At 39.4% G+C, this 14,852-nt stretch carries 11 protein-coding genes; all 11 read left to right on the top strand.

What is annotated here, in order from left to right:
- The first annotated feature begins 111 nt into the window (after positions 1-111).
- Positions 112-1,374 (top strand): efflux RND transporter periplasmic adaptor subunit, encoded by a 1,263-nt coding sequence (locus ACQV1I_RS22325; protein WP_147304266.1) that lies wholly within the window; start codon positions 112-114, stop codon positions 1,372-1,374.
- Positions 1,367-4,750, top strand: coding sequence for an efflux RND transporter permease subunit (locus ACQV1I_RS22320; protein WP_116334306.1), 3,384 nt, complete (start codon positions 1,367-1,369; stop codon positions 4,748-4,750). Before ACQV1I_RS22325 ends, ACQV1I_RS22320 begins: the two co-directional genes overlap by 8 nt.
- 138 nt (positions 4,751-4,888) lie before the next feature.
- A complete protein-coding gene (locus ACQV1I_RS22315) occupies positions 4,889-5,395 on the top strand; it encodes a VanZ family protein (protein WP_116334305.1) in 507 nt (168 codons plus the stop codon).
- A gap of 120 nt (positions 5,396-5,515) precedes the next feature.
- The gene (locus ACQV1I_RS22310; RefSeq protein ID WP_018670329.1) at positions 5,516-7,255 is read left to right on the top strand and encodes an acetate/propionate family kinase; all 1,740 of its coding nucleotides are present in this window, start codon (positions 5,516-5,518) and stop codon (positions 7,253-7,255) included.
- Between the two features lie 113 nt (positions 7,256-7,368).
- A complete protein-coding gene (locus tag ACQV1I_RS22305; RefSeq protein ID WP_018670330.1) occupies positions 7,369-7,812 on the top strand; it encodes a S1 RNA-binding domain-containing protein in 444 nt (147 codons plus the stop codon).
- Between the two features lie 109 nt (positions 7,813-7,921).
- On the top strand, positions 7,922-8,752 hold the full coding sequence (locus ACQV1I_RS22300) for an alpha/beta hydrolase family protein (RefSeq protein WP_116334304.1): 831 nt from the start codon (positions 7,922-7,924) through the stop codon (positions 8,750-8,752).
- A 335-nt stretch (positions 8,753-9,087) separates the two neighbouring features.
- Positions 9,088-10,383, top strand: a complete 1,296-nt coding sequence (locus ACQV1I_RS22295) for a radical SAM/SPASM domain-containing protein (RefSeq protein WP_094700450.1) — start codon at positions 9,088-9,090, stop codon at positions 10,381-10,383.
- Positions 10,383-10,658, top strand: a complete 276-nt coding sequence (locus tag ACQV1I_RS22290; protein ID WP_197262317.1) for a PqqD family protein — start codon at positions 10,383-10,385, stop codon at positions 10,656-10,658. The genes ACQV1I_RS22295 and ACQV1I_RS22290 overlap by 1 nt, the downstream gene beginning before the upstream one ends.
- A 152-nt stretch (positions 10,659-10,810) precedes the next feature.
- The gene (locus ACQV1I_RS22285; RefSeq protein WP_116334302.1) at positions 10,811-12,070 is read left to right on the top strand and encodes an MFS transporter; all 1,260 of its coding nucleotides are present in this window, start codon (positions 10,811-10,813) and stop codon (positions 12,068-12,070) included.
- A gap of 127 nt (positions 12,071-12,197) precedes the next feature.
- Positions 12,198-13,427 carry a PucR family transcriptional regulator gene (locus tag ACQV1I_RS22280; RefSeq protein ID WP_116334301.1) on the top strand — a complete coding sequence of 410 codons (1,230 nt, stop codon included), beginning with the start codon at positions 12,198-12,200 and terminating at the stop codon, positions 13,425-13,427.
- A 157-nt stretch (positions 13,428-13,584) separates the two neighbouring features.
- Complete coding sequence (gene ald, locus ACQV1I_RS22275; RefSeq protein ID WP_018670337.1) at positions 13,585-14,712, top strand: alanine dehydrogenase; 1,128 nt, start codon at positions 13,585-13,587, stop codon at positions 14,710-14,712.
- The last annotated feature ends 140 nt before the right edge of the window (positions 14,713-14,852 follow it).

Below are 14,852 nucleotides of genomic sequence, written 5' to 3'. Positions count from 1 at the left end.
TTTTGCGGTTATATTATTTTTTAAAATATTGAAAGCTATTGTAACTGCTAAGATATCCATATACAATGAATTAATTAAATATTTGAAATTTTTACTCCGGGGAGTGATCGGGTGAGAAAAAGGATGTTATTGGGTGTTGCATTCCTACTTATGTTGAGTGGTTGCGATAAAATGAAATCGAATGTTGATCAGATGGAAGAAATGAGAGAAGGATATTTTGCTATGGGGGAAATGGGTCTACAAATAAAGACGGTTCCAAGCTATCGTGTATCCACTTTAGAAGCAAATGAAAGGAGCACAACCTATGGAATTGTTGCCGCGGCCAAGGAAATGTCCTTATCCTTTGGAGCAAGCGGTAAAATAGCTCAAATCAACGTGAAAAAAGGAGATAAAGTAGAGGCAGGAAAAGTGTTAGCCCAGTTGGATACGACTGTATGGCAACAGGAAATTGCATCTGCCGAATCTCAAGTGGCACGGGCAAGTGCTGAAAAAATAAAAGGCTTACAGGGGGCTGATCAGCATGACTTGTATGATCTGCAATTGCAAATTAATAAGGCAAAACAGAAGCTTGCAGTAGCCAACGATGAGCTGTCAAAAGGAAAGCGATTATACGACAGCGGGGCTATTGCTAAAAGCGAACTGGATCGACTGGATCAAGCACAAAAACAAGCTATGATTGATTTGCAAGCAGAGCAGAATCGTTCTTCTAAATTGCAGCAAAAGCCAAGCTTCGCTGATCAAACCACTTTACATGCTGGCATTAAACAGGCGCAGGTACAACTGGCTAGAGCTCAACAGGAATTAAAAGCCACCCAATTGATTGCCCCTTTCTCTGGGATCGTTGCTGAGGTAAACCAGAATGTTTCAGAGCAGATAGGTTCTGGCCAAGCTGTTGTAAAGCTAATGGACGATAGTGCTTGGATTGTCAATCTTCAGGTAAATAGTGGTCAAATCACTCAATGGAAGCAGGGAGCAGAGCTTACGATTCAATCGGTTGGAAATACCTCCATTCCTGGCGTCGTCACATTCGTATCCCCCATACTAGATGAGAAAAAGGGTACATACACGGTAGAAGTAGCCGTGCTAGGAAACCCACAAAATTGGAAAACAGGTATGACTGTCTCTATCCAAATTACAAGCAAAGACAGTAAGGATATCTATGTTCCCGTATCAGCAGTCGGCTTACAGGATGGGGAACGCTTTGTAATTGTCATAGATGGGGGAAAAGCAAAGCGGCAAATCGTTACAGTAGGTGCTATTCACAATGATATGTATCAAATTAAAGAGGGAATTTCTGATGGACAGGTCATAGTTCGATCTGGTTTATCATACGTAGCAGAGGGTGAAGCCGTGAAGGAGAGTTCCCATGAGTGATACTATGACGAAACATCCGCGAAAGCAGTTGTTACTTCTTACAGTGGGACTTATTTTGTTACTAGGATTAATCTCGCTGTCTTCCATACCTTTGCTCGTGTTTCCTGATGTAAAAAAAACGATTTATCAAGTTGAGATTACAGCTCAGGGACTTTCAGCAGATGAAGTAGAAGCACAGATTTCTCAACCAGCTGAAGCAATGATTAGAGGGCTTTCTGGAATTAAAAAGCTAACAGCTATCTCGACGGAAGGGCAAGCAAAAATTGAAATTGAGACAGAGAATCATTTTGGCAATGATTTTTATAGAAAGCTACAAGCTAAGCTAAACGATAGCGAAGGATTGGGGATTAGTAAGGATTCTATTACGGTAAAACAGGAGGAATTATATCAAGAGCCTGTTGCAACTATGTTTATGACTGGTCTGGCTATTCCTGAATTGAAGAGACTGGCAGAGAACGAGATAAAGGGTAGGCTCGAACGTATCGAAGGGATATCACAGGTAGTAGTAAAATCACCCAATGTACAAAATGAGATTGAATTATTACTTCGTCCCTCTATGCTTCAAGCCTATCAGCTAACACCAGGTGACATTGTAAGAGAGTTACAAAATAAAGGGAAGAATGAATCACTTGGAAGCATTGGTGAAGGTGTAGATGGCACCGCGTTCTCATGGAATAATACGTCTCATTCATTGGAAGATATATCTAAGTTGACCGTTTCTACACCAAAAGGGGAAGTAGCATTACATCAATTGGTTGATATTCGTGATTCCCGTCATGAGATTGGTGAGTCACTGAGGTTCTATCACGGAGAGCCTGTAGTTGAGTATCAGCTTTTCGCAGCAAACGAAGCATCCCTTCTTACAATTGATCAGCAGCTCCGTCAACAAACAGCTGAGCTAAATAGAGAAGCAAACCAGAAATACCAATTGTTTATCAGACCTGGAGCACTTCAGGAGGCTTTGGCATCCATGCGGATTGTCCTTGCTCTTTTTAGTGGAGTTTCCATTTTGGCAGCTCTCTATATTGGTTATCGGATGCGCCAGTGGAAGGCTGGATTATTGTTATTAGTCTCCGTTCTCCTAACCTTGCTCGTGCTAGCGACTGGTCTTTATTTTACAGATCAGACCTTTACCATTGCTTCTGTCGGACCGCTGTTGGTGATAGTTACCCTATGTCTAGGAGCAGGAATGCTCTTATTTGAACGCTATGCGCTCATACAGATCTGGAATGATCAACAGGTTTGGCAGGCGACTAAGAGCAGGTGGATTCCTATTATCCTTCCGCTTGTTATCGTTAGTTTATTGTTTATCCCCCTTTTGTATAGTCGCCTTTTAAAAGAAGAGGACAAGCTTAGTTTATTACCAGCACTTCCGATCCTGCTTTGGGGTGGAATCGGGGTTTGTCTGATCTATTTATACGTTCTACCAACAACTGCTGCTCTATGGCTTCGGGCACGAAAAGGACCTGATTCCAACGAGCACGAGCAACCTAGCAAGCACATAAGGAGCATAAATCGTCGTAGCTCACGTACAGAATTTAATCAAAATACAGATTCCCATGCCCTTCAACGCATGAGGAATTGGATACAACAAAAAATCATATCAACCTGGTACGAGCGTATGCAACTGGGCTTATTACCATATCTACTAGCGTTACTTGCTGCATGGGGTGTTTACTTCTTTTGTGGCCCGTTTATGCAAGCTGACCCTTTCTTACAATGGAATCAAAATGAATCCAAAACACTAAGTGACACTAGTCAAACTTTTACATTGGACCTTCCGCCCTACACACCAATGGTAGAAGCTCTTCAGAAGGCCAAGGATACGGAAATCATGCTACATAAAACGATTCCTGAGCTTCAAGATTCCTATATGGATGTGACACCGTCTAGCATCACGTTTTATTTACAGTATCAAAATCAATCTTCCTGGGAGCGTAGTAGTTATAAAATAAAACAGAGTATTGATACAATATTATCCAATGTACCAGATGCTAATTATTCAGTTAAATTTGCTCAGTCAGGGGTAGAGAACGAAGAGAAAGTGAAATTTACCGTTCAAGGCCCCTCCTTGTCAAAAGTAAAAGAAGTAGCGAATCAAGTCATACAAGTAATGGAAAAGACAGGCGACGGGTTATCCTCACAGGTATACAATGTGATGACCAGTGAAAATTCAGAAGGGCAACAAATGGAGATCGTTCCCAAAGCTGAGATCACTAGTTTATACGGTGTATCTGCTGAAGATGTAGAGCAGCAAATGAACAGCTACTTAGGCCCACAAAAGGTGAGTACGGTAGAATGGAGTGGTGTGAAAAGTCAGATTGTACTACGTTATCCTAAGCTGTACATGGATTATCCTGACCAGCTACAACAAGCGCCTATAAAGACCCTCAATGGACTGAAACCGCTGGGAGAGTTAGTGATCATGCAACATAAAGCTCTATCTCCTACCTATATACGGACGGATAAGACGTATCAAATCAATATTCATGCAACCGTTAAAAAGCAGGGAGAAGGGAAGTTTCCGACTACACCAAGGACTCTGTATTACAGCATGCCAGAAACCTTCAAAAAAGAAATTCAATTGCCAACCGATTATAAAATAGTAACGCCACTTGATAAAGAACTAGAGGAGCACAGTGTAAAAGGCTGGGAACAAAAGGGGCCATTCATTGTCACATTCACGATCAGTATATTGATTGCTCTATTGGTAGCTACTGTGTTGAAACAGTTGCGTTCGACGATCATCGTTATCTTACTGACACCGCTACTGGTGGTGCCATTAGTTGCAGGGGTAGCGATTTGGGATTTACCTGTCAATCAGCCAGCGGTATTTGCTACACTGTCATTGATTACTTTTTTAACACAACAAATATTGCTAATGTGTCGTTATTTTGAAGAGTACCCAGAGCAAGGAGAGCTGAGCTTAATTCAATCACATAGGGGGAAAACGGCTACATTTATGTATATGCCAAGCCTTCTTTGTATCGTGGGCGTTTTTTTCATTCCGTTTCTGCCGTTCTTGTTTGGATGGACGAATCGCTATTTCTTTAGTTCTTTCTTGGGAGTTATGTCAGTAGGATTCCTATGTATTCCATGGATCATGCTCTATATAGTACCAAGCTTATATCGATATGGACCTAGTCAACAAAAAGAGCATCGAGACCACATAGGAGTCATACTACGCCAATCATTTACCCATTGGTGGAATAATAGAGGGAGACGTTCTCTCACGAAATCACGTGATTCTGACGAAAGAGTAGGGTGGTTAGTAAATAAAGGAAAAATGAAGAAAGAAAGCGTAGAAGAATCTGGAGATAGACGTGAAAAGCTCTGTCCAGAAGACTTTCAACCATTACCGCGTACGGATAGGTAAGCAAATCAATCATAACGATATATGTCTATAAGTGGTAGATGGAAAAGGGGCTGTCAACTAATTGGATAGCCTTTTTTCCATTGGTTAATCTTTCAGGTATAATGGTGAACATCATTTTATTTCTCAAAGAGGTGACCTATGAATCGTCGAAAGGGACTATTGTACGTATGTATCCTACTACTGGCACTAGGTGTTCAATTCGTATTTTCTTCTCAACCGTATGGACAACAGGATATGCGTGGACAATTAAAAAAATATATCGATCTAAATGGTATTCAAGAAAAAGTTGGAAATATTTCATTTCAGTATGTAAACAAGGAGATAAGTTTTGAAAATAATGGTGTAGAGGGAGTTTTAGAATTCTTAATTCGTAAAGCAGGACACTTTTTTGGTTTTATGTTCATTGGAATCATGCTGTTTCAAGCCATTCGCTATTTGTCCTCTCCTACTTATTCGTTACCATGGAGCCTATTTTTAAGCCTGTTTCTAGGGGTGTTAGATGAATGGCATCAGTCCTTTACACCGGATCGCTCCTCACTTGTTACGGATGTTGTTCTTGATTTTTCGGGAGCGTCCATTGGCATAATATTTTTATTTGTCTATACAATTTTCGGAAAAAAACAAAAAAGTTTAAAAATGTTGTAACAGAATACTCACAGGTGTTAACATTTTACCGTAGGGTTGATGATAAAATTTAGGAAATCAACCATTATAAAGAGAGATAACACCACTATAGAATTAGGAAAAAGAAGGGAAGTCTGTTAAATGAAAGTACCTGTTGGTATTTCAAACCGTCATATTCACTTATCACAACAAGATCTAGATCAATTATTCGGTCCTGGCTATGAGCTTAAAAAGCTAAAAGATCTTAAACAAGTTGGTCAGTATGCATCAGAAGAAACGGTTAACATTGTTGGACCAAAAGGTAGAATTAATAAAGTGCGTGTATTAGGACCGGTACGTAAAGCAACGCAACTAGAAGTATCCCGTACTGACAGCTTTGTCTTGGGTGTAGAGCCTCCAGTGCGTGATTCCGGAGATATTAAAGGTAGTCCAGGTATCACTCTTGAAGGGCCTCATGGAACTGTTACCATTGATGAAGGTGTTATCATTGCATTCCGTCACATTCACTTCTCAGAAGACGAAGCAAAAGAATTTGGCGTAAAAGACAAACAATTTGTATCCGTTGAAGTTCCAGGTACTCGTTCCATTGTGTTTGAAAATGTATTGTGCCGTGTGCATAAGGATTTCCGTTTAGAATTGCACATCGATACAGATGAAGCGAATGCTGCTGGTCTTAAAAACAATATGGAATTAGAGGTTATTGTACCAGTTGATAATGGCGACACTTACTCTAAGTTTAAAGCACAAGAGAAAAAGCTAAGCCTTGTTTTAAACTGTGGAAGCTCTTCTGTAAAATATCAATTGTTCGAATTGCCTTCCCGTAAAGTAATTGATAAAGGCATTGTAGAAGAAGTAAAACGCGATGCTTATGAACAAGCAATTAATGCTATTTTTGATAAATACAAGCAATACGATATCGCTATGGTATCTCATCGTGTCGTTCACGGTGGAGAGGATTTCAAGGAATCCGTTATTATTACAGACGAGGTAAAACGCAAAATCGATGCATTGTCTCGATTTGCACCTCTGCATAACCCTATCAACCTACTGGGGATTGAATTGGCGCAAAAAATTCGCCCAGATGCGCTTCATGTAGCCGTATTTGATACAGCTTTCCACCAAACAATGCCTCCAGTATCGTATTTATATCCATTGCCATATGAATACTACGAGAAATACGGTATTCGTAAATACGGCTTCCACGGAACGTCCCACCGTTATGTCGTACAACGTGCTGAGCAATTAATGGGTACACCAAAAGAAAAATTACGCCTAATTAGTTGTCATATTGGTAGTGGTGCTAGTATTACAGCTGTTCGTTATGGACAATCCATTGATACATCTATGGGTATGACCCCACTTGCTGGTGTAATGATGGGTACTCGTAGCGGTAATATTGATCCAGGTATCTTGCCATACATCGCTGAAATCGAAAAAACAGATACAGCTGGTGCAATGGATATTTTGAACAAAGAAAGCGGTGTACTAGGGTTATCTGGTATCTCCAGTGACTTGCGTGACATAGAAAAAGCAACAGCAGAAGGTAACGAGCGTGCTAAATTAGCACTTGAGCTATTTGCACAACGTCTACATGACTTCATCGGTCTGTACTTGGCTCGCCTTAATGGTATCGATGGTATCATCTTTACAGCAGGTGTTGGCGAAAACAGTCAATTGGTTCGTCAATTGGTATGTAACGGACTAGAATACGCTGGTGTTATTCTCGATAAAGAAGCAAATCGCAACAACAAAGGAGAAGGCTTCATCAATAGTGCCTACTCTCCAGTTAAGATTATGGTAATCCCAACTAATGAAGAATTGGTAATGGCTACCGATGCTTACCAGCTTTTCCTAAATAAAACAGATATGGTACAAGTATAAAAGTGAAGAATGGGCTTTTCATTGAATCGTTTTGTCTGCTATACTTAGGAAATGAGCCTGTATGAAGTGGGGTTCTCGACACTTGGTGAAAAGATAAAAGGAGTGCAAAATGGATGGCAGTAGAAGTTGGAAGCATCATTGAAGGAAAAGTGACGGCAATTAAACCTTTTGGTATGTTTGTTGCTGTGGATGAAACGCAACAAGGACTAGTTCACATTTCCCAAGTTGCAAATGGTTTTGTAAAGGATATTAATGATCACTTTTCCGTTGGAGCTGCTGTAAAGGTTAAAGTACTCTCCATCGATGATGCAGGTAAGATCTCCCTTTCCGTTCGCGCAGCTTTACCAGCACCAGAACGCGAAGCTCGCGACGAACAAAAAGAGCGCGGTGGAGACCGTGGCGGCTATCGTGGTGGTGGGAATCGTGGTGGAGACCGTGGCTTTAATAAGCGTGACACTCCTAAGGATTCGTTTGAAGACAAAATGAAAAAATGGATGAAACACAGCGAAGAAAACATAGCTACTATCAATAAAAAACAGAATAAGCGCGGATACTAATCGCAGCGATGTTTATAAACAGAGAAGAGGAACTATCATGGTTCCTCTTTTCTTTTTCATGTTTTAGCATAAAATCTGGATATTTATAGAGAACAGGTGGTAATAAAACATGTGGAGAGAACTTTTGCAAGATGTTCCTGAGATTATGCAGATAACGGAAGAAGAACGAGCCATTCCGGAGGTGGCTTTGTTCACGGTAACTTATCTTAGTGATACTCACCCTGTAAAAGCACTTTTAGCTATTCCAGATGAGAAACTGATCCCATATCAAAAGGTGGTAGAGCCCTTGCCAGCCCTTCTCTACTGCCGAGGTGGCTATAAAAAAATCGGAAGGGTTCAGCCACTACGGATTTCTCAAATGGCAGCTTTCGGTTATGTCGTTGTTGCTCCCCATTATCGCGGGAACGAGGGAGCTCCTGGTAGAGATGAATTTGGCGGAGCAGAGATGGAGGATGTGCACCAAGCGTATTTTTTGCTCGCTAACATACCCTTTGTAGATACTAATCGCATACATCTATATGGCTTTTCACGTGGTGGCATGATGGCATTACGTGCTGCTATGCTTCCTAATCGTTATGCGTCCGTAGTTGTTTGGAGCGGTGTCAGTGATATGCACCTCACGTATTCAGAACGCCAGGATATGCAGTCTTTATTGAAAAAAATAATGGGCTCTCCAGATACGGCTCCCCATGCCTATGATAGCCGTTCACCTGTGAGACAAGCTGAACAAATCACCTGTCCAGTTTTGATCATTCATGGTCAAGTAGATGAGAATGTAGGAGTAGAACATGCCACTCGTTTGGCTAAAGCTCTTGTCCTGCATCATAAACCACATGAGTTGTGGCTGGTGGACGATGCGTCCCACTTGTTTACTTCGGAGCAGATTGGAGAATATACGAAAGCTATGTTTCGTTGGTTAGAAAGCAGTTCTATTAAATAGATAATAGGATAAGTAAAGCCAGTTAAATTAACATATCAATGTTTAACTGGTTTTTTTAGTGAAAGTAAAATATTTTAATTATTGACAATATATTGAATTAACAGTAAATTTAAGTAAAGTTAAATTATGCTATTTATAGAAGGGAGGTGAGAGTATGAAAAATTATACAACACCAAAAGTGAAAGTAGTAAACCCTGGCGTAATTGATGTAATTGATTCTTGTCAATGTGGTTCAAAAAACGGAGCAGGAGCGTAAGACACATAGGTAATAGTAGTAATGGCACTACTTGTAAAAATAGTGCCATTACTATTTCTATTAGGAAAGGAATGATACGATGTTAGTAACCGATGATGTATTAACTTTTCCAAAATTAGCTGTCTATCGAGAAAAGGAAGATTATATTATTCATAATTACTTGGTGAGTAGTTGGATTGTGTTGAATCAGAAAGAATATGAAGTAGCGCATGAAATGATTTATAACAAAAAATCACCGCAGGGTTTAATTGATGAACAGTACGATGCAAGTTTGGTAAAAAGGGTCATTGGTTTGATTAGACTGTATAAGATTGATAGTTTTAATGTAGATACTGAGAACAAACAAAGTACGCACAAACCTGTACCTAAATCTGTTTATTTTGTTACAACATACAAATGTAATTTAAATTGTGTCTATTGTTATGCAGAAAGTAGCCCCAGCAGATCTATGGATAATGATATCTCTACCGAAGAGGCTAAAAGAGTCATCACAGAAGTAAAGGAATTAGGGACAAAAACAATTGTTTTTACAGGAGGAGAGGCATTTTTACGAAAAGATCTCGTGGAATTAATGGAATATTCTAATTTTATAGGGTTAAATGTCCATATGATTTCAAACGGTTCTTTTATTTCTAACAAAGAGATAGCTAACAAAATTGCTGAGATCACGAAATTAGTAACGATAAGCCTTGATTCCATGATCGAGGACGAACATGACAAAAATAGGGGAAAAGGATCGTGGCAGAAGGCGAAAAAGGCCATTGATTTATTGCTAGAAGCTGGTTGTAAGTTAAAAATTAACCAGACAATCACGAAAAATAATATGGATGCTGTGGAGGACGTAATCGATTATACAAATAAAAATAACATCCGGCTTGTTATAGCTCCTGTAGCATCTTTAGGAAGAGGCAAGACTCACGAACACGAATTAAATTATGTGCAACGTATAAAAATCGAAAACACAATCATCAACAAACAACCTAATTTTGATGCTGTTAACCAGTTTTACATTAAAAATCATTGTGGTCACGCGTATAGTGAGTTTTCGGTTGATAGTAAAGGGGATGTATTTCCCTGTAAAATCATGCATAATCCCGAGTTTTTAGGTGGAAATGTAAAAGACAAATCGTTAGAAGAAATTTATTACGAATCTCCTGTCTTTACTGCATCACGAAACAGAATCACGGATAACTTACCGATTTGTGGAAAATGTACATTTAAACATATGTGTGGTGGTGGATGTAGAGCTATCCAATGGAGCGATACAGACAGTATAGATGGTACAAACACGGAAGAGTGCAAAATTATAAAAAGTAACTTGAAAAAACATATGTGGAATTATTTTAGAAAATCAAAAGAGGAGGTTCCTTCCTGATGATGTCTCCCTATCAAGTAAACAAAGATATCTTTTATGATCAAAATGTAGAGGGTATATTTGTCCTCACACCTGAAGGACAAACGATATTGTTTGAGGATGAAGTAGCCTGTACACTGTGGACACATATTTGTACGAAAGAAACAATTACGCTAGAAGAGATACTAAAAGAGATATCGGGAAAATTTAATGTTAATACAGAAAATACGATGATTACAAATGATATACAGATGTTTTTAGATGAATTAGTTAGGCATAGGTTACTTACTACCTAGGTAATGTTCCTATTTACTATCATGATAACGAAAATGATAGATATCCATGCCAAACAATTTTGGGGCATGATCATCTAAGACAATAAGTAAGTACATGCAATCATGCCCTGTCGCATCTAAAAATATTTGTACGTTAAGAAGGAGATTTTGGCTTGGATATCATAAGAATATTCAAAAATAAAAACTATACATATCTTTTTCTGGCGAATGTAACCTCCTCTATGGGCAATAAAATTGGTCTCATCGCATTCACATTGTATATTCTTACAAGATTTTCTTCACAGCCTATCTTTGCCACCATTACAGAATTAATGTACTCTCTCCCCATGCTTGTCATTTTCTTGTTCATCGGTGCTGTGGCAGATCGTTTTGATCGCAAAAAGATTGCTTCTTGGGCGGATTTTATTTGTGCTTTTCTTTCTCTAGGATTACTTTTTGCTATTGCCATTGATTCCATCGTCCTTTCCTTTTTCATCATATTTGTGAGGAGTGCAGTCTCTAATTTTTTTAGTCCTGCACAAAGAGCTATCATGCAAGGCATTTTAACCGAAAAGGAATATCCAGTAGCTACCGGTTTAAATCAAATGGTAAACAGTATTCTTATATTAGTAGGCAGTTCCATTAGTATCTTTCTTTATTGGCACATTGGTATAGAGGGAGCAATCTTGGTAGATGCCATATCATATCTGGTATCTGGATTGCTAATCCAATTATGCAATATCAAAGTAGAAATCAGATTGCCAAATGGTGAGAAATCGTGGAAAGATGTATCAATAGGAGCCTTGATATCAGATTTCAGTAAAGGTGTTGGATATATTTGGAATAATAAACTAGTATTAGCCATATCAAGTGCTTTTTTTCTATTTGGAATTATAAATGCCGGTTATGCACTCATTCCTACTTACGCATTGAAGTACAAACTTGCTCCAGAGTCATATGAGACAGTATTGCTATGGATGGGGATTGTGTCAGGAGTAGGTGCTTTGTTTGGAAGTGTAGTCGGGTCCTATTTAGCAACTAAAATGAAACTATATCACATAGCAGTTCTTTCCCTTATGATTATGGGGATCTCGGTTGTTTCCTCAGGTCTTACGAACAACGTTTCCGTTTTTATTCTCCTTGATTTTTTCATTTCTCTGGCTTTTCCCTTATTAAATATAGGTTTTGGTGGTTGGTTGCCAAGCCTCGTTGACCCCAAAATAATTGGAAGAGTATACGGGTGTCTTACGCCTATGATGATGCTGTCACATTCTATTACGTTGGGAATTATCGCTGTTACTTTCCCTGTCTATATAGGTGTAAGCTTCTTGTTCTTCATACACGGCACATGTATGCTTCTAGCGGCCATTTTTTACTACTATATCTTTCAAAAGAATTTTGCAAATAGGCAAGTGGTTGAACAACAGATGTAGGGGCAAATAATGGAAACAAATTCGTTTAAAAAATCGCTTTTTCCCCCTATGCCCATTCGTTATAATGAAGAGACAAAAGGATGATAACGGATCCATGTAGGTAACTAAAAAAGCGGGGAATTCATGTATGCAACAAAAATATTTTGAGCAGCATCAGCATAGTGATATTGATGAATTGGCGGATATTATAGGTGAACTATTACAAAATCCGATTACCATTGAAGATTTAGATCATCGATTGATTGCATATAGTTCGCATGGAGATAGTACAGATCAGGCTCGTTGGTCTACGATCATGGGACGACGCGTGCCAGAAAAAGTATTAACACGCCTCTGGAAGGATGGCGTTTTTCAACAGCTCTTTTCGCAAAAGGACCCCGTACATATTCCTGAAAAGAAAGAGATTGGACTTGGAAAGCGGGTTGCAATCGCCATACGTAGAGGCAATGATATCTTGGGCTATATCTGGGCACAAGAGGTAAATCGCCCCTTGACCTCCTGGGATGACGAAATTCTTCGTCAGGCTGCGAAGGAAGCGGTGCCTCGACTGCTACAACGACAAGGAAAGCGCAAAGCAGAGCAGGATAGACAAAAAGAATTTCTGTGGGAGCTTTTACTTGGTGGGCACGGTGAGGAGACGAAGCTACAGCAGAAGGCGATAAACCTACATATGAAAATTGTTCCTCCATTGCTTATTTGCACCATAGAGGTTTTGGAAGGCAAGGGTGAACAGATACATCAATTGCTATATCCCCTATTGATGCGAGATAAAATTTACAATCTAACAGATGGTTCCCAGCTGATTTTGCTCATGCAGCATCCTAAGGGGAAAGCTGTGTCAGAAGATACTCTAGTTGTTTATTCCGAGCAATTTTTAGAGGAATGCATGTCCAAGCTCACAGACAAGTTTGGAAAAGGAAAAGTCCATATTGGTTGCGGCCGTTCTGTTTGTTCACTTATCGAAGGACGCCAAAGCTATCAAGAGGCTTTGCAGACGAACGCTATAAAACGGCTGTTCCCTCATGAGACAGAGCGGATATTGAGATTTCAACAATTAGGGATCTACCGTTTCTTACCACAGATGAAGAGCTGGAATAAAGAACAAGCCTACAAAAATGATCAATTAGCTAAACTACTTTATTATGACCAAGACAATCAAACCAATTTGACCGAAACATTGGAAGTCTTTCTCGATCATGTCGGAAAGGTTAACCGAACAGCGGCTCATCTGCATATCCATATTAATACGCTCAGCTATCGATTAAAACGAATTGAGGAAATTATGCAGATTGATTTAGATGATCCTAACCAGCGGTATTCGCTCTATATTGACTTAAAGGTAATGAAGCTGGAATAACTTTTTTGCGCATTTGTGAAAATTCACAAATGAACGCTTTTTCTCTCAAAGGAATCTCTAATGCTCCCTTTATGAAAACGCTGTATTATTGAGAAGTGAAGAAGAAATTGTAAGTGAAAGAGAACTGAGCAGGGGCTATCAAGGGGAGGATTTAATAATGATTATCGGGATTCCTAAAGAAATTAAGAACAACGAGAACCGTGTAGCGATCACGCCTGCTGGAGTGACAGCATTGGTACAAAGCGGTCATCAAGTGTTAGTTGAAACAAATGCAGGACTAGGCAGTGGATTTATTGATACTGAATATCAAGCAGTGGGAGCTACTATCGTGCCAACAGCAGCAGATGCATGGGCGGCTGATATGGTGATGAAAGTAAAAGAACCACTTGCTTCTGAATATAACTATTTCCGTGAAGGACAAATTCTATTTACTTACTTGCACCTGGCACCAGAACCAGAATTGACCAAGGCATTGGTTGATAAAAAAGTGATTGCAATCGCTTATGAAACCATCCAAATGCCAAATGGCTCTCTTCCTCTGTTAATGCCAATGAGTGAAGTGGCAGGACGCATGTCTGTTCAAATCGGAGCTCAATTCCTAGAAAAACCATACGGTGGTAAAGGTGTACTTCTAGGAAGCGTTCCAGGTGTTCCAAAAGGTGAGGTTGTTATCGTTGGTGGTGGTATTGTAGGTACCAACGCTGCGAAAATGGCAGTAGGCCTAGGTGCAAATGTTACTATTTTAGACATTAGTGCTGATCGTCTTCGTCAATTAGATGACCTATTTGGTGGACGTGTTCATACATTGATTTCTAACAGCTTTAACATTGCTAACGCTGTGAAAAAAGCGGACTTGTTAGTAGGAGCAGTACTAATCCCAGGTGCGCGTGCTCCACGTCTGGTAACAGAAGAAATGGTAAAAACGATGGCTCCAGGTTCTGTGATCGTTGACGTTGCTATTGACCAAGGTGGTTCTATTGAAACGATTGATCGTATCACTACACATGATAACCCAACATATGAAAAACACGGTGTTATCCATTACTCAGTAGCAAATATGCCAGGAGCAGTAGCTCGTACGTCTACACTTGCTCTAACAAATGTCACAGTTCCTTATGCTGTTCAAATTGCTAATAAAGGATATGTAGAAGCAATCCGTAGCAATCATGCTCTAGGAAAAGGTGTTAACGTTATTAATGGTCAAGTAACCTATAAAGCAGTTGCGGATACACACAATCTGCCATTTGTTACTTTGGAAGATGCTTTACTAGTAGCAAGTAAATAATAAGTTCCAGATTATAAAAATAATTCATTTGAAAAAGTGACATACTTTTTGTTAAAAAAGGTATGGCACTTTTTCTTTTTTTGACTTTATATCCAATGCCAAAGGTTTATGGTATGCTCTTATATCGAGAACAGAATATG

Source organism: Brevibacillus sp. JB24b (assembly GCF_051713385.1).
Classification (GTDB): Bacteria; Bacillota; Bacilli; order Brevibacillales; family Brevibacillaceae; genus Brevibacillus_B; species Brevibacillus_B laterosporus.
This window is presented reverse-complemented; position numbering and strand designations above follow the sequence as displayed.